The sequence below is a fragment of the Sulfurisphaera javensis genome (assembly GCF_041154675.1).
In the GTDB taxonomy this organism is placed as follows: Archaea; Thermoproteota; Thermoprotei_A; order Sulfolobales; family Sulfolobaceae; genus Sulfurisphaera; species Sulfurisphaera javensis.
Genome location: NZ_AP031322.1, coordinates 346,320 through 364,705 on the forward strand (window position 1 = coordinate 346,320; position 18,386 = coordinate 364,705).

The window sequence follows — 18,386 nt, forward strand, 5'->3', positions numbered from 1 at the left end:
TTAATCGTTCAAACTTTAACCATTACTACCTTATTTATCACCTTTTTTGTTAATTGAGAAATCAGATTATTCCAAATTTCATTCAAGGTTCTTCCTTTCGGTTTAATCCTTAACTGAGATGCAACATTTTTTACTCCATATTTACATTCAGCCTTAACAGGGCAAGTTTCACATTCATACTTATTTGAATTTAAGTCAATTAGGACTAGACCATTCTTAGTTACACCTAATAAAGCTTTATCTAGGACAATTTTGTCATTTTCAGCTATAAAAGGAATTATAATACTTGCAGTTAACGCATTATCTTCAATTATACCAATACTTTTATAAAAATCTAAAATATAGTAATAATAACTTTTACTTAAACCATTTCTATTTTGAGAAACTAACACCTTTAAATATTTTTCATCAAATATTTTGTTAAATATTTCCCTATTCACTAATAATACTCTTTCAGTTTTTTTCAAAGGTCTATCATATTTAATTAACCTATAATCACACATCAAATAAATATTTTGAAAAAGTGAATTATATTTCTTAAACGTTGGACTGATTAAAAATCTTATTAAAGTCTGAAAATCATTGCATATAAGAAATCGCAAGCTTTGCTTACAACTGCCTATAGTAGTAAATCGATTTTATGAATTCTGCATGACTCCAAACTAAGGGAGAAACTGAAGGGTAAGAACCCTTAGGACTAATTTGTTCTGGGATTACTCCAGTTGGTAGCATATGGCTTACCACCCAGTCAATATAACCTTTTGCTTTCTCCTTATTTCCTTCTAAAATATATTGCTGCGCTAACCAAAGCGTAGTTATAAACCAAGCGTTCGGCTTCTCATCTTGTTTTAAATACCAATCATTTTCATATCTAGCTATACCACCATTTACATTTAGCCTTTCTTCAACTATCTTTCTATTACTTATTACTCTTGGGTCCTTGGGATCAAAAGCACCTAATATGGATGCAAATAAAGTACTTGCATCAACAGTTTTATCAATACTTTTATCTTCATAAATAGTCCTTGCAAAATGATCCCCCACATAGAATTTTTCTAATCCTTTTTTCACCTCATTGGCTGCAGTTAGATACTTATCCTTAAGGTTCTCATCTCCAAAAAACTCAGCAAATCTGTGAGCTGCTACTAATCCGGCATAAACTGCAATAGAGGTAAAGAAATGAGTTCCTAATCTTTCCTCCCATAAATCATATGAAGGTAAGGGTAAACCTGTTTCTTCATCTCTATATTCAACTAAGAATTCAGCAATTCTTTTTACAAAAGGAGCATATAAAGGTTTTACAAAATCAATATCAGTAAATCTACTAAAGTGAACCCACAATGCATACAGCATTAATGCTGTTTCGTCTTCTTGAATAGGTATACTTCTTGGACTCCAAGGATGCCATGTTGAACCCCAATTACCATCACAAGTATATTTCTGAAATAGAAATCCATTAAAAATCAGAGGCTTAGTGAAATGAAATAAATTTCTTACCGGATCTTGGTAACCATAAAGGGTTAGTGCTATTGCTGAAAAGGCAGCGTCTCTATGCCAAACATAATTATACGTATCCTTATTAAATCTCATAATGTCTGTATCTAATGAAGCTGGTAAAGCACCATTGTTCTGCCAATGCGCTATAATAATAAGAAGACTTCTCCTTACTAAAGTATCATAATCTCTAGCTTTTACTAACCAAGCCTTCCAATAATTATCTGTTCTTCTTATTAATTCTCTTGGCGATTTTCGCAATACGTAATTGTTCTTTTGAAAAACCTCATTATAATTTTTTCCACAAACCAGCCAACAGTAAAAGACAGTGTTTGAGGAAATCCTTATGCTTGCTACTGAATCAACAGCACCTTGAGCTATTGGATTTCCAGATAGTTCTCCATCTTCAGCATCTTTCCAGGTACCTAAATATCCTCCGGTTTCTTTATATCCAGTAGCAAACTGATAGAATGGAATATCACATTTAAATAAGAACCATTTATCCCTTTTGTAATGAATTATAGAAGATGTGAAAGGATCATATAATGCTGTATCCCCGATCTCATTTCCATTTATATGAAAATCCCAATGGAAAAATATTCTAGTTTCTTTATTTGTTGTAACGCTAAATTCCCTAACGAAAATCTCATATGCCATATCAACAGCGTCCTTGACCTTAATTTTAACACCATTAAATTCAGTTTCTGCTAAAACGGATAAACTATCATCTTCATAAGCTACTTTAATTGGTAGATCATTAAACCATGAAAATTTACCTTCTACCCATAAGCCAATCTTACTCTCATGTAGATGATTATCTATTGGAAGAGGATAATATAATTCTCTATAATTTAATTTTGAATCAGATAGTAAAGTTAAAGAACCATTGCCTAGTATAATATGTCTAACCATATAAAAAAATTAAAATTTAAACTAAAAAAACATTTAATGGTGATGATGCTCTTCATGAGTAGGTTTAAGTATCTCTGGAAGCTCTCCTCTGATAAATTTCTCTAACGCAGTCTTCACGTCTAATCCTTGACCTAAATAGGCTTTAATTTTGAAATTTTGTATTAATCTAAATCCAGGTGGACCCATTTCAGCTACTATTAAAGCATCAATTTTTCTGTCTATTGCGGATTTTAACATATGAGCTCCTCTAGCAGCCATTGCGCTTAACGCTGGGTTATCATATTCTTCAACTAGCTTATAACTTCCATCTTTAACTTCATATATTTGTACTTTTAGCGCTTCTCCAGGACCTTCTACATAACCATTTGTGACTGGAATTGCTACTCTCATTTCAATATCTATTTTGATATCAGAAATTAAAAAGTTATCTCATTTGTTTGAAATTAAATAAAATTCTATAAACTATCTAAGTTTTCTTCTTCTTTATTAAATAAAGTTTTTATACACTAATCTGTGAAGTATAAGCAAACTTAAAAAATTTATATTACTCAACGTTATTTATTCTTATGTCAGTAAACTGGGCCCTACCATTCGAAGAGAGAATTATACCTAGTAAATATCAAAGCAAAGTAATTTCTCCTTCTACATATAAAGATTTACATAAAATTGCTACTGAAAATTATAGAGAATTTTGGGCATCTATTGCATCACAATTAGAATGGACTAGACCATGGGATAAAATTCTTGATGAGACGAATCCTCCATTTTATAAGTGGTTTGTAGGCGGGGAAATTAATGCGTCTTATTTAGCAGTTGATAGACATGCGAAAAGTTGGAGGAAAAATAAAGTAGCTATAATTTGGGAAGGAGAACCAACAGAAGGGGATAAGCCTAAAGATATAAGATATTTAACTTATGGAGATTTATATAGAGAAGTTAATAGAGCTGCTTACATACTAAAAGAAGTTTATGGATTAAAGAAAGGTGATGCTATATCCCTCTACTTACCGATGATTCCAGAACTACCAATATTTATGCTTGCTGCTGCAAGACTTGGTATAGTGTTTTCAGTAGTTTTCTCTGGCTTTAGCGCACAAGCATTAGCAGACAGAATCAATGACGCAAAAGCTAAACTATTAATAACTGCCGATGGTGGATGGAGAAGAGGTAAAGTAGTCCCATTAAAGGAAATTGCAGATAAGGCACTAGAAAGCGCACCTTCAGTCAAAAATGTCCTAGTAGTTAGAAGGACTGGAAATAATGTAAATATGAAAGAAGGTAGAGATGAGTTCTTTGATTCTGTATATAAGCAAGTTCCATTAAATGTTTATGTAGAACCAGAAAGAACAAAAAGCGAGGATCCTTTATTCATACTATATACTTCTGGAACTACTGGAAAACCAAAAGGAATAGTTCATGACATTGGTGGATATATGACTATTCTTCATGCTACTATGAACTGGGTATTTGACATAAAAGATACTGATATAATGTGGACTAGTGCTGATATAGGATGGATCACCGGGCATTCATACATAGTATTTGGCCCATTATTAGAAGGAGCAACAACCATTATGTATGAAGGAGCATTAGATTATCCAACTCCAGATAGATGGACCTCAATAATTGAAAGATATGGAGTAACAATATTATACACTTCGCCCACAGCAATTAGATCCTTTATGAAGTTTGGTGAAGATACTTATAAAGGAAAAGACTTTTCCACAATAAGGTTAATGCACTCAGTTGGTGAGCCAATAAATCCAGAAGCGTTCAAATGGTTCTTTAAATTAGTAGGAAAAGAAAGCATACCATTCGGAAGTACTTGGTGGATGACTGAGACTGGAGGTATAATGATTAGTCACTTACCCGGGTTATATTTAATCCCATTAAAGCCAGGGACTAACGGTATGCCTTTACCGGGTATTGATGCTGATGTAGTTGATGAGAATGGTAATCCGACAAAGCCAGAGGAAAGAGGATATTTAGTCATAAAGAAACCTTGGCCTGGAATGCCATTAACTATATGGGGAGACCCCGAGAGATACATAAAAGTATATTGGTCCAAATTCCCTGGAATATTCTACCCTGGTGATTTCGCTGTAAAGGATAGTGATGGATACTTCTGGATTTTAGGAAGGGCTGATGAGGTAATTAAAGTTGCTGGACATAGATTAGGTACATATGAGCTTGAATCAGCACTAATACATCATCCTGCAGTCGCAGAAGCTGCAGTAGTAGGCATTCCAGATCCTTTAAAGGGTGAAGTACCAGTAGCTTTTGTAGTTCTAAAGGTTGGTCAAAAACCATCTGAAGAGTTAAAGAAAAACTTAAATGATTGGGTGAGAGAACAAGTGGGACCAATAGCTAGCTTAAGCGGTATTTACTTTGTTACAAAACTACCTAAAACTAGAAGTGGAAAAATAATGAGAAGAGTTGTAAAGGCAGTATTAACAAACCAACCAATAGGAGACGTGACGACATTAGAAGATGAAGCTTCGGTTGAAGAAGTTAAAAAAGCATACGAAGAGTTAAAGAAGGAAATTTCATAAATTGTTTTTTATGAATATTAAGATTCTTTCGGTTACAAAAAAGGATAATTTGTATGAAGTAGAAGGATTAGTTCCAGCTAAATGTGCTGTAGGTTATTATCACGTCAAAATTAAACTCCAAGGATTTAGGATAATTGAATCTAAATGTGATTGCGGAGAAAATTTTTGTACCCATGCAATAAAACTTGAATTCGCTTATGTTAAAATGAAAAATAAATTATCTAGTTAACCAATCCTGCCACCAGAAGGTTATTATTGCATATAATGAGGCAACATATTGTACAGCCAATGCAATGGAGCCAAATATTAAAGTTCTCATTTTATCTTCTGGAATTAAATATATTATAGTTAAAACGAATGGTATAATCGATACTATACTACCATAATGTATAAATAAATATAGTAAATAGCTTTGGGAATGAAATCTTGCTTGAATATCTAGCAGAAGAAATATTTTTGATGATATTATTTTAGTTGAAGAAAACAATTTCATAATCTTCGAAAAGTCCATATATACAAATAAAATTGTAAAAAGTGGTAATAAGTTAGTATATATAGCATCAAAAACGTAAAGCGTTCCCCTTTTACCTATACTTCCATCAGCTATCTCCCTTATAAAATTCAAATAATTAGCTCTCGTCCACCTTATAACTTGCTTAGTAAAAACTTTAATATCAGAGGGACATTTTGTATAAACTATGGCATCAAAGACTCTTACCGCTTTATAGCCAGATTTTATAACATAATTAGTAAGGTCCCTATCATCAGAAATTACTATACGTTTACCTAATAGTTTAGGCTCTAAAAATTGGCTTGAAGTAACATAAGGTTTGACTAAATCTGTTCTATAAACTGCACATTGACCGCTTAAAATTATAGCACTACCAAAATAGCTTACAGCCCTATTTACTATTTCACTTAATCTTTCAAAAAATTCACTATAATAGTAAGCATACTTATTTCCTTCGCTCATAATTCTTATATTAGGTCCAACTCCGCCTACATCTTCTGTAAATCGTTTTATCATTTTTTGTAAAGCATCTTTAGTCACTATAGTATCACTATCCAAAAACATTACTAGAGGAGAATTTACATATTTAATTCCCTCAGCTAAAGCATATCTTTTTCCTTTGTGCTCTTTTAGATGAATAAACTTTCCTCCATATCTTTCAGTAATAGATTTATAAGGCTCTAGAGAACTATCACCTACAACAACAAATTCTATGCCTATATCATATAATGCTCTTATAACTCTTTCGAATAAATTAGCGTTCTCTTTATAAACTGGAATAACGGCCGTTAAATCAGAAAGAGTATACATACTGTGTTTTTCAATTTTTTTCTTGCTTTTAATTGCAAAAAATGAATTTAATGAAAAATAAAGAATAGTTATAATTGTGAAAGAAAGAGAGTAAACAAAATACGAAATTCCATGAAATAAATGCAACATTATACTCACTTAATTAGTCGATATCGAAATATATAACGATTTTCATTATTTTACCACTCAAATTCTCCATTAAGGAAGGGATTAGTTATTTTTTCGTAACCTAAAGTTGTAAAGAAACCATGACCGGGATAAACTGTTAACCCATCGTTAAGATGCATGATTTTATTTAAACTCTTCTTTAATAATTCCTTATCTCCGCCTAAATCATATCTTCCAATACTTCCATTAAATAACGTATCACCAGTAAATATTCCTTCATCAAAAAGATAACATACACTACCTAATGTATGGCCTGGGGTCTCAATAACACTCAATACTTCATTACCTATTTGTATTTTTGTATTTTCATCTACGAAGCCGTCAACAGTAATATCTTTAGTTCTTTCATCATTATTTATTAATTTAAGATCATTTTTATGTACAAAGAAAGGAACATTAAAGTATTGCTTTATTTGTTTAACTCCTAAAACATGATCAAAGTGCCCATGAGTAGCATAAATAGATTTTAGTCTTATGTTATTTGATAAAATATAATCTACTATTTCACTAGGATTATCACCAACGTCAATTAGTATAGCCTCATTTCCAGAAATCAATAAGTAAGAGTTCGTAGAGTATTCCCCTACAATAAAGCGCTTAACTATCATTAATTAAAAGTTTTTTAAAAGCCTAAATAAGTTAACGCAAAAGTAATTAATGATTAATACTTTTCTTATATGATGAAATACACTGAGACAGCCCCAAAACTTTTTATGAACACTGGAACAAAATTCCCTAGAAAAATTATTTGGGCAATGGGATTAATAAAATATGCCTGTGCTAAGGTTAACTCAGATCTATCACTACTAGAAAAAGATATTGCAAAGGGAATTATGCAAGCTGCAAGAGAAGTAATGGAAGGAAGACATGATGATAAAATAGTCCTAGATGTCTTTCAAACTGGCTCGGGTACTGGACTAAATATGAATATAAATGAAGTCATAGCTGATAGAGCAACGGAAATTATTGGCAAAAAAGTTCATCCTAATGATCACGTAAACTTAGGGCAATCCTCAAATGATACAGCACCTACAGCTATGAGAATAGCTGCCGTATCAGCAGTTGAAGAGCAATTAGTACCAGCTCTTAGTAAGTTTATCTCTTTCTTGAATAAAAAAAGTGAAGATTTCAAAGATATTATAAAATCTGGAAGAACACATCTAAGAGATGCTTTACCAGTAACTTTAGGGCAAGAACTTTCAGCATATGCAGATGCTTTTTATCACGATATGGTTAACTTACAAGAAGTTCTTGAGTACGTAAAAGAACTTCCTATAGGTGGAACTGCTGTAGGGACTGGATTGAACTCGCACCCAGAATTTCAAATACGAGTTGTTCAAGAGATCAATAATGAAACTGGATTAGGGTTTAAACCAGCTAATAAGTTTAGAGGGCTCAGGCTCTTAACTGATTTATTAAGCTTAAGTGGTATAATGAGAACTATTGCTGTAGACTTGTATAGATTAGGACAAGATATCAGATTAATGTTTTCTGGTCCTATAACTGGATTAAATGAGATTGACCTACCAACACAAGAAGAGATTGCTGGAAGTAGTATCATGCCCGGGAAAACTAACCCTGTAACAGTTGAAGCAACGCTTTTAGTATCTGCCCAAGTGGTTGGCTTAGATCACGCTAATCAGTTTGCTTCAATGCTGGGAGAATTTGAATTGGCAATGGGAGTTCCATTAATAGGATATAACGTAGTTACTGAGATAAACTTACTTACTGAGGCCTTAAACAAGTTTGGAGAGCTAGTAATAAATGGCATGGTACCTAACGTCGAGAAGATGAAGAGATACGCTGAAAGTAGCCCCTCTTTAATCACAGTTATATCACCAATAATTGGCTATGATAAGGCTAGTGAAATCGGTAAGAAATTAAATAAAGGAATGTCTATTAGGGAGGCATTAAAAGAGTTAGGATTTAAGGACGAAGAAATAGATAAAATATTGGACTTAAGTAAATTAGTTAAACCAGGGTTTCCAGCTAAATGAAAACTTGCTTAGTTATAATAAAGAAAAACGATTTTTTTCTGTTTATACGAAAATTGAGGGGTTTAGGTAAGGGTTTTATTACTTTTCCCGGAGGTAAAATTGAAGAAAACGAATCTGAAAAAGACTGTGCCGTAAGAGAAACAAAAGAAGAAATAGGTATAAAAATAGTTGAACTAATTCAAGTAGCTAAAATAGATTTCTATTTAGAGGACAAACTAGCAGAAGAAATGACAGTTTTCATAAGTAGCAAATTTGAGGGAATCCCTACAGAAACGGATGAAGCAATACCTATGTGGTTAAACTATGTACCTTATGAGGAGATGTGGGAAGATGATAGGATATGGTTACCATTGGTTCTAGAAGAAAAGAAAATCTATTGTAAATTCACTTTTAGTGATAATTGGAAAAAGTTCCTAGGAGGAAACTGTAATTTATGCGAATTTACATGATTTTTTCTTCGCAAAAAATATATTATAAACTTTGCTTAGACAAATTTCTTCATCATCCTTACATTCAAATAATTTGAAACCATTAGAAATCGCATCTTTTAGATCTTCGTCTTCAATTTTTTTGACAACTAGAACGTCAATCTTGATATCTTCTTTCGTTAATTCAGCTATTGTGTTCTCGTCAATACTGAAGAGTCTTCCATTCTTAAATTTTATTATTGGCATCACAAAATACCTTGCTAATTAAGGATAAAGAGATATCATATCTAAAATTAGTATTAAAATGCCCTCCATCATATTCCTCGAATTCGTGCTTAATATTATACTTTTGCATTTTTTTATGCAGAATTCTTAAACCATAGTTTATCTTAAACTCGTCCTTGTTCCCCACATCCATATATATTAACTTTAGTTTTCTTAGGTTTTCACAATATTTATCTATTAATCTTACAGGATCTTTTTCTAGCCATTTTTTCCACACATCCTCAATAATCTCCCCCGTATCCAAATCGAATGGTAATACTATTTTATCTCCATCTGGAGAATAGAAAGCTGACATTGCAATGATATTTAAAGTATTTAGATCTTCTTTGTCTTTTTTATTTGCCTTACTCCAATATTTTTCTAACCATTTATAGTGATCTCCCTCCTTTCTAATATGCCTTATAACGCTAGGGAAGTAAGGAAGATAAACATACTCAAAATACGCATCACCAGAATGGTTAATAACTCCCTTAATAATTTCAGAGTATTTCATTCCTAATACGATAGAACCATAACCACCAGAAGACTTACCCATAAGTATTATATCTTTTTTTCCGTAAATGTCAAACAGATATGGTATTAGTTCTTTAACTATAAAATCTTCATACATTCCTACTGCCGTAGAATTTATATACTGATTTCCTCCTAATTTCGTAAACAAATCTGGAAGGATAAAAATTAGATTTTTAACATTTCCTTCTTTTTGTAATCTCTGTAACTTCTCCGTGATTGACTCTGAAAGAGGATCATAATTAAGTAAAGTAATCGATGAAGACAAGAATCCACTTAAATAAATAACTATAGGAGCACTTTCAACTTCTCCTACTTCTATTGAATAAATCTTCCTTACATAAGGGTCCTTTAAAGGATTGTCTTTGAGAACGTTACTTTCTATTTCAAAACTTTTAATTAACATACAATAATAGTTATATTACAATAAAAATAATTATCTATTGTGACAAGTGAGCTTACTAGCTTAGCTGAAATATTAGTTATCGCTAGTTTCTTAGGCTTACTACTTAGACGAATTAATGTTTCTCCAGTAATAGCTTATCTAATTTCTGGATTTATTGGAGTAGAACTTGGATTAAATTATAGTACTTCTGTATTTCAATTCTTAACTTTCCTTGCTGTAAATCTTCTCTCCTTCGAAATGGGAGTTTCTGTTAACCTAGTTGATTTAAAGAAGATATTTCGAAGAGCAGTATTTATAGTATTAATAGAATTCATTGTAACATCTTTAATCGTATTACTTATATCTTTAATAGTAAAGTTAAATTTCTTGAGTACAATTTTACTTATAGTTATTGGATTTAACACAAGTTCTTCAATTGCTTATAAATTGGCTGAAGGAAAATTAGATCCAAGCGATTTAAAGTTAGTTCTTTCTGTATCCTCTTTGGAAGATACACTAGCTTTTGTAGTTTTAGGCATAATAACTTCCAGTAACTTTAATTTTCTAGAGATAATCTTAGCTTCTTTTATATCATTAACGTTGGGTTACTTAATTTCAAGATTACTTATAAATCCTACAATTAATTTTTCAGAAGATTCCATAGTTTTATCTGGCGTTGCTTCAGTATTCTTATTTAATATTCTTAGTCAGCTATTAAACATCCCATCAAGTTTAGCTTCCTTTTTATTAGGTATAGGAACCTCATATGCATCTACAAATAATGAAAAGATTGTAAATAGCATAAAACCTTTAACAGATTTTACATTGATTCTCTTCTTCTTTGTTGCAGGAAGTTACATGAGATTTTCGCCTTACATTCTTTTTGCAATACCCATAGCAATAATACTTATACTAACAAAATATATTGCTTTTAGTACTGCTTATTGGGTATCTGGCGTAGAATTTATCAGAGCATTTAGGACTGGACTTTTCATGAGTTCATTGAGTGAGTTTGGAATTGTTATATCATTAACTGCATTACAAGAAGGCTTACCAGTTTTACCAGCATATAATATCTCGACAATAGTCGTTGCTATATCTTCAACAATAGCGAGCATAGTAACTTATAGAAATAAAAAAATTATTCCTTTGATAAACAAGATTTATAATAAACTTGAACTAGAGAAACTAGATTCTATTATTAAAAAATACTCTTCTTCTTATCATATAAAGATACCAAGTATTATAATTTATTTGGCTAAATATATAATCCTTAGCATTACAATTACCTTTAGTGGAGCATCATTAATATATTTATTGTTAACTCTTAGTCCTTATTTAATTTATCTTTCTTATATTCTTGTCATATTAATTCCTACAATGTTATTTATCTTACTTTTAACTAGTATAAATAACATAAAAGGTAAATACGCAGAATTTGAATTTATTCTTGAGTTCGTTCTAGTAATGGTTTTTGTGTTTAATGTCCTAGAATTCGAAATATTTTTCTTGAAGATAGTGTCCTTCAATTTAACAGTATTATTATTAGCAATAGGGGTAAGCTCATTAGTAACAATAATATCTTATTCTAGGATTAGAAAGCTACTTGAAGAGATTGAGAAGATATTTTGAAGCAATTATTACCTATCTTTGTTATACTAATTTTCTCTTTTGGCAAAATATATATTTTACCGTCAATTGAAGAAATTTCTTCTGCCTTACCTATGTAATAATAAAGAGAAACTAAGGAACAAAGAACTGCATCCACAATATCCTTCTTATTAGCTAAAGATTTCCAATTTAGGCTAATGTTTTTCATTGAGGAAGTTGGATGAGTTTCTATAACTGTGGTTTTGAACATATTTTTTAAAGTTATAGCCCTTTCAACTAAACTTTTCATCCATGATGGTGGTAATACTTTATAGCCTCTTCTTATCATCTCTCTATCTACATTCCTAAATCCATTAGAATAAGTTAAAGGAGAATCGATAGAAACAACTAAAGAATTCTTACACTCTTCATAAATTTCATCATTACTAATTAGTTCTTTCACACATACAATATCCCCTTCTAAAATCCCTACAGCAGAAGGTCGTTTTACAGCTAAATCAATACCGCAAAACTTCAATATTCCCTTACCAAAGATTAATTGTGAAACCACCTATAATATTAATAAACTATAAGGCATATGAAAACTCCTATGGAGAGAAAGCAATAGAAATTTCAAAAAAGATAGAAAAAATTAGCAAAAATTATGGTATACCAATAATAATATCAGTACCAGCAACTATGATTTACAAGCTATCTCAAGAAGTAGAATTGATTATCTATGCACAGCATGTAGATAGCGTTAGACATGGTGCACATACTGGATCAATCTTACCAGAAATGATCAAAGATTCTGGAGCTAAAGGATCTCTATTAAATCATAGTGAAAAGAAAATTAGATTAGATGAAATACATGAAGCTTTAACAAGAATGAAAAACCTTGGATTGGAAAGTGTAGTTTGCATAGACTCATATGAACTAGTTCACCCTCTAGCATTATTAAAACCTGATGCAATTCTAATAGAACCGCCTGAGCTTATTGGAAGTGGAAGAGCTGTCTCAAAAGAGAGACCAGAAGTTATAACGAAAGCAGTTGATGAGGTCAAGAAAGTGCCCGGAGTATACTTATTGGCTGGAGCTGGAATTACTACTGGAGAAGATGTATATAAGGCTATACAGTTAGGTGCAGACGGTATTGGAGTAGCGAGTGCAGTGATGAAAGCTGAAAACCCAGAAAAAGTGGTAGAGGATTTTGTAGCTAATGCAATAAAGGCTATTGATAAAAGGCAATAAAATCTGTTATAATATTAAGATAATCATGATATTTATTAATTATCTCTAGTATAATTTCTTTTTTATTTTGTATTCTCATTTTAAGATTTATATATAAGATTAATGAGTATAAGATATCGCAAAAAGAATAATATCTAGTTAAAAACTCTATTACGATTATATTTATTTTTATCTTCTTATCTTCTATGTAAAATGGTTTAATTCCGGAAAATAATTCTATTTCATAATCTCTAAATTCATCTATTTTATTGGAACATAATATCGATAAGTCGATAAACAATGGAATTTTCACCGAAATACTTTTTTATAATATATCTAGTTTTCTCTACGTCATTTAAAAATGCATAAATAATAGCTATTAACAGATAAGAAGAAGAGATCTCATATTCTCCGCTACTCTGAACAGAAAAACTTTCAAATCTCACAGAATTTATTTTAACTGTATTACCATCTAATTTAGATATACTATTGAATGGTAGGTCAGTTATTAAGACATTAAAATCTTTATAGATGCCTTCTTTTTTGAGAACATCCGCAGCTATTATTTTTACACAATTTAAATCTTTACATTTTAACATCATCAGTTGAACAACCCATCATCACTTTTCAGTTAAGGTTGGTTTCCTCATTAATTAATTTTCTTCTCTCATTATTTTTAAGTCTCACGTTTAAAACTAAAATAAACAAATATCCTAGTAGCAACAACTAAGATCAATGAAAACAATATAAGAGTTGCTGCTTCTACGATAGATGCATTAAAATAAGTTAGAAATGTATTATACACACAAACAGAAGCTACAGGATCTCCATTAAATATCCAACCTGAAACATAAGGAGCAACTATTACTACTGATCCAAACTCACTTATTGCTCTCGCCATAGAAGTAAGTCCAGCTGAAATAATTCCCCTAATAGATGATGGTAATACTATCCTGAAAAATGTCCTTAATTCTGATGCTCCAAGACTTAAAGCAAAATACTCATGACTTCTAGGAAAACCCTCATAAAAGTTTTGCATTGCCCTTATATAAATTGGAGAAGATACAATAATTAATGCTGTTATCAAACCTAGATAAGTGTAAAAGAAGTTTATTCCATGATGGAGAAGAAATTTACCTAGTGGGTTTAACGGACTATCGATGAACAGAAGAGCAATACCCACAACTGGGTGAGGAACAGAAGCTGGAATATCAACTATAGCTTCAATAACAGGATTCTTATGCCTTGCTAAATAATAAGCTAACGGAGTAAATAATAAAATAATAACTAGTATGCTAATTGTTGATGCAAAGAATGTAAGTTCAATAGAAGTTATTATATTTTTCCCAAATGCATAAGATTTTACGAAATATGGACCGTAACCATAATATAGAATTGCCAAAATTGGAAATATAAGTAAAAATGCAAGGAAAAAAGCGACTGCCTTAAAAAAGTTAAACTGCACTGAAATTCCCGCCATATTGTAATACTCCCTCGTTAAGCAAATTAAGTATTTGCGAAGGAACATAGCTCTTAGATTGATAGAATAATATTGGATGAGTTACTGGAGTAACTCCAAAAATCGATAACTCTTGTACATGCTGAACTATAAATTCAACAAATTCTATTGCTCCTTGCTCATTAGTCGCATTAACTGGGATTGTAATATATAGATAGACAGGATTACCATAGATCTTTAACGTTTGTCCATTTACATTTATCTTATAGAAGAAGAAACTATACCATTTAGTCTCATTAGGATAATATCCAAAGCTTAACCATGGAGGTAATTTTAGATAATCTAGATGCTGGGATATTGCGTATGAGACATATGAGAATGTAAAGTCTAGTTGACCACTCTTTAAAGGAGCAACGAAATCAGCAGTGGTAGAAGCATTTCTTAAATTAGGATTCTGATCAACTAATTTTATGAAGTAATCAAAACTCTTATTAGCGTATAAATACCCAGCCATCTTTAAGATTAAATATGCATACAAGCCTTCTGGATCACTACTAGGATTAGATATTCCTAAACTAAATTTTGTCGTGAGTAAATAGAAGAAATTGTACCAATACTGACTCTCATTAGTTTTCATAGCCATAGTGTAATTAGAGTATAATTCATTCCAATATGGACTCTGAGTAGTATAATTAGAGTAAATTATTGCCATTTGATCAGATATAAATGCTATAGCCCAGCCTGGATCCCTATTCCCTTCAAGTTCTACTGCTTGTATATAAGCTACTGGAACAAACACACTAACTTTATCACCAGCAGCTATCTGTGAAGCTAAACTAAATGATCCCCCAGGAACTACATCAACAGTAATACCAGTTTGATTTTTAAATTGTTGAGCTAAATAGTCAAATATGGCTTTGTAAGCACCTGCTACATAAACGATAACTGGGCCACTTGAAGTTGTAGAGGTCGTTGGCACAGTTGAAGAAGGAATACTCGAAGAGCTTACTGGGCTAGTAGTTGTTGTTTTAGAAGGATGATAAAATAATAATACTGCAGCTACTGCGACTATTGCTATTACTATTATTGCGATTATTAGATAAGAAGATATAGCCTTATATAGTGTTTTTAACGCATTTTTACCTTCAGCCATTTGTGTATAATAAGTAATATTCCAATATTTAAATATTTTCATATTTCCATAAATGAAAAGAGCATATTTATATAGTCAAAATTTTTTTAAACTTTTAGATAAGAATTAGAAATAATGATTGAGACTGAGGTTGAAAAGCATTATCCTAGTTTTACGCTTAATATCAAGTTTAAAGATGAAGGCATACTTTCGATTATTGGAAGGAATGGTAGTGGAAAAACTACATTCTTAAAGATTCTAGCTGGACTCATAAAACCAGATAGGGGTTTTGTGAAATTAGACAATATAGATATAACAAATTTACCTATAAATAAAAGGAATATAATTTTAGTTAATCAAGAAACTTATATACCTAACTTTAAAGTAAAAACTCATTTACTATGGGGTGCAAAAATTAGAAAAATTAAGATTGATGAAAAAGAAGTGTACGAGATCGCTAAAATGTTAGATGTACCCATAAATGAAAATAAGAAAGTTTCAGAATTAAGCTTAGGAAATAAAGAAAAAGTAGCCTTAGCTACAGCACTTATAGCAAAACCGAAGGTAATTCTAATAGATGAAGGATTCAGTAATATAAGTAATAGGAAAACTTTCATAGAAAATTACATAAATTTGGCTAGAGATTATAAAATAGAAATCATTTACGTTACTCAGGATATTGAAGATGCAAAACTTAGTGAAAAAGTTTATAGAATGGAAAATGGTACCTTAAGATTCTTCGATTCTATTAGTTAGTTCAACTACATAAATATTGTTCACATTAGTGTAAGTATAACCAGTCTTGATCACATTTCCTATTTTCTCTAGTGCCTCGTAAGAGGAATGAGTAGAAATATAATATTCAATGTTTTCTATTGTCGTATTATTATCAATAAAACATCCTGCATATTCACTATTTCCATCTATTCCATCAGTTGCTATTGCATATAATTTAAATCTATATTGAGGATTCTTTTTTACCCATTTTAAGAATCCTAAACAAACTTCACCGTTTCTTCCACCCTTTCCAGCCTTTGCTTCAATCTTAACATCAGGTTCACCTCCAGCAAGAAGCGTATAAGGGGGGGTAAACCCTAATCCGTTTATGGATGTGTTTACTATCCCAGCTAAGTTTTGACCAAAAGAATACGCATCCCCCCTAACCTCACCAGATAGTACTATTGGATTTCTTACCACTTTTTTCAATTTACTAAGAACAATATTCACGTCAAGAATCAAATAATTAAATACGTTCTTTGTTTCTTTTTCAGTTTCAGTTAAATATTTAGAATAATCTTCAAGTCCAATTCTCTTTAATATTATCTTAGCGTCTTCTACTGTACTTTTATCTGGAACTGTCGGCCCACTTCCAACAGAACTTAAATCTCCTCCAGGTACATCACTCACAATTAAAGAAATAATAGGACCTTTTGAATATCTAGAGAGTTTCCCACCTTTTATTAATGATAGATGTTTTCTTACAACGTTTATTTCATTTATACTTAAGCCAGATTTTACGAGCTTTTCGTTTATTTCCCTTAAAATCTCATATGGGGCTGTCGAATATTCCATTAAAGCTGATGCACCACCAGATAAAAGAAACAAAACGATATCATATTCTTCATCTTTAAGAAAACGTATTACCTCATATCCTGCCTTTATGCTATCCTCAGAAATCTCAGGATGAGTAGACTCTATAACTTTAAGTCGAGGTAAAGAAACAGAAGAACCTTTAGGTACTATAACTATGCCATCTATATTCATTCTATCTATGAAAAACTTAGCCATTTTATATGAAGCTTTACCAACTGCAATAAGAATTGGTTTCTTAAACGTAAATCTGTCAGAATTAACTATTATTTCTTGGTCATGTACTATTACTTTTTCCTCTAGAGCTTCATATGGATCAGAAAATTTAAGAATTTTATTCACTAACTCTTCGACTTTCATTCTTCTTTAATCTCCTTATATAATTCTGAGGCAATCTTCTTACCTTTTTTTGTTAAGTCATAGTATATACCCTTAGGTTTATGATCTAACTCCCTAGCCTTAACTTTTAACCAGGGTTTGACAGATGATGTTACACTTCTCTTCAAAGCACCTTGAAACCTTTGGAGTAAACCTTCATCTTCTAACTTTTTGCATGCTTTTTCTATTTCATCTTCGTTATATTTTGGTGCCCAACCACTCTCTCCTAATAATCTCCTTGCCATATACCAGGGGTTATCTGGTCCATATTTGTAAATATGAACTAAAATTTTCTTTTCTAGGTCAGAAAGTTCATTCATTTATTAACACCTCTTCAGCTAATGCCTTAGGAATAGTTCGTATCTGATTATTAATTTCAACAATAAAATCATTTTCATTCTTTTTAATTATTTTTATTTCATTTCCCGGTTTAATATCTAGCTCATCAGCCATGGAAAGAATCCATTCATCTTCTCTTATTATCATAACAACTTTATACGTCTTTCCGTTTTCAGCTTCACTTAATTTAATCCCAGTTATTTTTACTTCTCTGCCTGGAATAGGGTGACCGTGAGGACATGTTAATGGTTTGCCTAAGACTTGATCCATTTTATCAATGACATCTTCTGGCCAAATGTGTTCAAGTCTATGAGCTAATTGATGAGCTCTAATCCAATCAAGCCCCAATATGTCAGTAAGTAATCTTTCAGAGAGTCTATGAGCCCTAATAAGTCTTTCCGCTAATTTTTTCCCTTCTGGAGTTAATTTTATTCTTTTGCTATTTCTTTCTATAAGGCCAAGTTTTTCCATCTTTTCAAGAGCTTTACTTATAGTACCAGGAGAAACATTAAATGAGAAAATAAGATCAGATACCCTTGCATATCCTTTCATAAGTTCTAGTTCATAAATCTCTTTTAAATAATTCTCCAATGCTTCGGAAAGTTCCATGCAAAAA

At 31.4% G+C, this 18,386-nt stretch carries 21 protein-coding genes; 7 read left to right on the forward strand and 14 right to left on the reverse strand.

The features are described from left to right. Window positions 1-8 precede the first annotated feature (8 nt). From ACAM25_RS01800 to ACAM25_RS01810, 3 genes are all read right to left on the reverse strand, one after another. On the reverse strand, window positions 9-503 hold the full coding sequence (locus ACAM25_RS01800; RefSeq protein WP_369610648.1) for a hypothetical protein: 495 nt from the start codon (window positions 501-503) through the stop codon (window positions 9-11). Between the two features lie 106 nt (window positions 504-609). Continuing rightward, window positions 610-2,406, reverse strand: a complete 1,797-nt coding sequence (locus ACAM25_RS01805) for a glycoside hydrolase family 15 protein (RefSeq protein ID WP_369610649.1) — start codon at window positions 2,404-2,406, stop codon at window positions 610-612. 33 nt (window positions 2,407-2,439) lie between these two features. Then, window positions 2,440-2,796 carry a NifB/NifX family molybdenum-iron cluster-binding protein gene (locus ACAM25_RS01810; protein WP_369610650.1) on the reverse strand — a complete coding sequence of 119 codons (357 nt, stop codon included), beginning with the start codon at window positions 2,794-2,796 and terminating at the stop codon, window positions 2,440-2,442. Window positions 2,797-2,972: 176 nt separating this feature from the next. On the opposite strand from ACAM25_RS01810, the gene acs reads away from it, so the two are divergent. Beyond that, the gene (acs, locus tag ACAM25_RS01815; protein WP_369610651.1) at window positions 2,973-4,958 is read left to right on the forward strand and encodes an acetate--CoA ligase; all 1,986 of its coding nucleotides are present in this window, start codon (window positions 2,973-2,975) and stop codon (window positions 4,956-4,958) included. Between the two features lie 10 nt (window positions 4,959-4,968). Further along, window positions 4,969-5,187 (forward strand): hypothetical protein, encoded by a 219-nt coding sequence (locus tag ACAM25_RS01820; protein WP_369610652.1) that lies wholly within the window; start codon window positions 4,969-4,971, stop codon window positions 5,185-5,187. On the opposite strand, the gene ACAM25_RS01825 is transcribed toward ACAM25_RS01820, so the two are convergent. After that, window positions 5,176-6,408, reverse strand: coding sequence for a glycosyltransferase family 2 protein (locus ACAM25_RS01825; protein WP_369611709.1), 1,233 nt, complete (start codon window positions 6,406-6,408; stop codon window positions 5,176-5,178). The genes ACAM25_RS01820 and ACAM25_RS01825 overlap by 12 nt on opposite strands. 50 nt (window positions 6,409-6,458) lie before the next feature. Further along, window positions 6,459-7,055 carry an MBL fold metallo-hydrolase gene (locus ACAM25_RS01830; RefSeq protein WP_369610653.1) on the reverse strand — a complete coding sequence of 199 codons (597 nt, stop codon included), beginning with the start codon at window positions 7,053-7,055 and terminating at the stop codon, window positions 6,459-6,461. Between the two features lie 72 nt (window positions 7,056-7,127). Here ACAM25_RS01830 and ACAM25_RS01835 point away from each other — a divergent pair, with 72 nt between their 5' ends. Both ACAM25_RS01835 and ACAM25_RS01840 read left to right on the forward strand, forming a co-directional pair. Further along, complete coding sequence (locus ACAM25_RS01835; RefSeq protein WP_369610654.1) at window positions 7,128-8,444, forward strand: class II fumarate hydratase; 1,317 nt, start codon at window positions 7,128-7,130, stop codon at window positions 8,442-8,444. Beyond that, window positions 8,441-8,893 carry an 8-oxo-dGTP diphosphatase gene (locus ACAM25_RS01840; RefSeq protein WP_369610655.1) on the forward strand — a complete coding sequence of 151 codons (453 nt, stop codon included), beginning with the start codon at window positions 8,441-8,443 and terminating at the stop codon, window positions 8,891-8,893. Before ACAM25_RS01835 ends, ACAM25_RS01840 begins: the two co-directional genes overlap by 4 nt. Here the strand turns inward: ACAM25_RS01840 and ACAM25_RS01845 are convergent. Next, on the reverse strand, window positions 8,876-9,118 hold the full coding sequence (locus ACAM25_RS01845; protein WP_369610656.1) for a hypothetical protein: 243 nt from the start codon (window positions 9,116-9,118) through the stop codon (window positions 8,876-8,878). The two genes, ACAM25_RS01840 and ACAM25_RS01845, sit on opposite strands and share 18 nt — an antisense overlap. After that, window positions 9,099-10,073, reverse strand: coding sequence for an alpha/beta hydrolase-fold protein (locus ACAM25_RS01850; protein WP_369610657.1), 975 nt, complete (start codon window positions 10,071-10,073; stop codon window positions 9,099-9,101). The genes ACAM25_RS01845 and ACAM25_RS01850 overlap by 20 nt, the downstream gene beginning before the upstream one ends. A gap of 39 nt (window positions 10,074-10,112) precedes the next feature. Between ACAM25_RS01850 and ACAM25_RS01855 the strand changes: the two genes are divergently transcribed. Further along, window positions 10,113-11,684 carry a cation:proton antiporter gene (locus tag ACAM25_RS01855; protein WP_369610658.1) on the forward strand — a complete coding sequence of 524 codons (1,572 nt, stop codon included), beginning with the start codon at window positions 10,113-10,115 and terminating at the stop codon, window positions 11,682-11,684. On the opposite strand, the gene ACAM25_RS01860 is transcribed toward ACAM25_RS01855, so the two are convergent. Next, entirely contained in the window at window positions 11,647-12,213 is a 567-nt protein-coding gene (locus ACAM25_RS01860) for a DUF429 domain-containing protein (RefSeq protein ID WP_369610659.1), read from the reverse strand. The two genes, ACAM25_RS01855 and ACAM25_RS01860, sit on opposite strands and share 38 nt — an antisense overlap. Between ACAM25_RS01860 and tpiA the strand changes: the two genes are divergently transcribed. Next, entirely contained in the window at window positions 12,204-12,893 is a 690-nt protein-coding gene (gene tpiA / locus ACAM25_RS01865) for a triose-phosphate isomerase (protein WP_369610660.1), read from the forward strand. The genes ACAM25_RS01860 and tpiA overlap by 10 nt on opposite strands. A 245-nt stretch (window positions 12,894-13,138) precedes the next feature. Here tpiA and ACAM25_RS01870 read toward each other — a convergent pair whose 3' ends face one another. The 3 genes from ACAM25_RS01870 to ACAM25_RS01880 form a co-directional block, all read right to left on the reverse strand. Continuing rightward, window positions 13,139-13,474 carry a hypothetical protein gene (locus tag ACAM25_RS01870; protein WP_369610661.1) on the reverse strand — a complete coding sequence of 112 codons (336 nt, stop codon included), beginning with the start codon at window positions 13,472-13,474 and terminating at the stop codon, window positions 13,139-13,141. Window positions 13,475-13,548: 74 nt separating this feature from the next. Further along, a complete protein-coding gene (locus ACAM25_RS01875; RefSeq protein WP_369610662.1) occupies window positions 13,549-14,352 on the reverse strand; it encodes an ABC transporter permease in 804 nt (267 codons plus the stop codon). Next, window positions 14,327-15,484, reverse strand: a complete 1,158-nt coding sequence (locus ACAM25_RS01880; protein WP_369611710.1) for an extracellular solute-binding protein — start codon at window positions 15,482-15,484, stop codon at window positions 14,327-14,329. Before ACAM25_RS01880 ends, ACAM25_RS01875 begins: the two co-directional genes overlap by 26 nt. A gap of 114 nt (window positions 15,485-15,598) precedes the next feature. Here ACAM25_RS01880 and ACAM25_RS01885 point away from each other — a divergent pair, with 114 nt between their 5' ends. Next, a complete protein-coding gene (locus tag ACAM25_RS01885; protein ID WP_369610663.1) occupies window positions 15,599-16,219 on the forward strand; it encodes an ATP-binding cassette domain-containing protein in 621 nt (206 codons plus the stop codon). Here the strand turns inward: ACAM25_RS01885 and ACAM25_RS01890 are convergent. From ACAM25_RS01890 to ACAM25_RS01900, 3 genes are read right to left on the reverse strand one after another with little or no spacing between them, the layout of a single operon-like run. Further along, a complete protein-coding gene (locus tag ACAM25_RS01890) occupies window positions 16,193-17,413 on the reverse strand; it encodes a glycerate 2-kinase (protein ID WP_369610664.1) in 1,221 nt (406 codons plus the stop codon). The two genes, ACAM25_RS01885 and ACAM25_RS01890, sit on opposite strands and share 27 nt — an antisense overlap. Next, complete coding sequence (locus ACAM25_RS01895; RefSeq protein WP_369610665.1) at window positions 17,410-17,751, reverse strand: hypothetical protein; 342 nt, start codon at window positions 17,749-17,751, stop codon at window positions 17,410-17,412. The genes ACAM25_RS01890 and ACAM25_RS01895 overlap by 4 nt, the downstream gene beginning before the upstream one ends. Next, complete coding sequence (locus tag ACAM25_RS01900; RefSeq protein WP_369610666.1) at window positions 17,744-18,379, reverse strand: metal-dependent transcriptional regulator; 636 nt, start codon at window positions 18,377-18,379, stop codon at window positions 17,744-17,746. Before ACAM25_RS01900 ends, ACAM25_RS01895 begins: the two co-directional genes overlap by 8 nt. Between the last annotated feature and the right edge of the window lie 7 nt (window positions 18,380-18,386).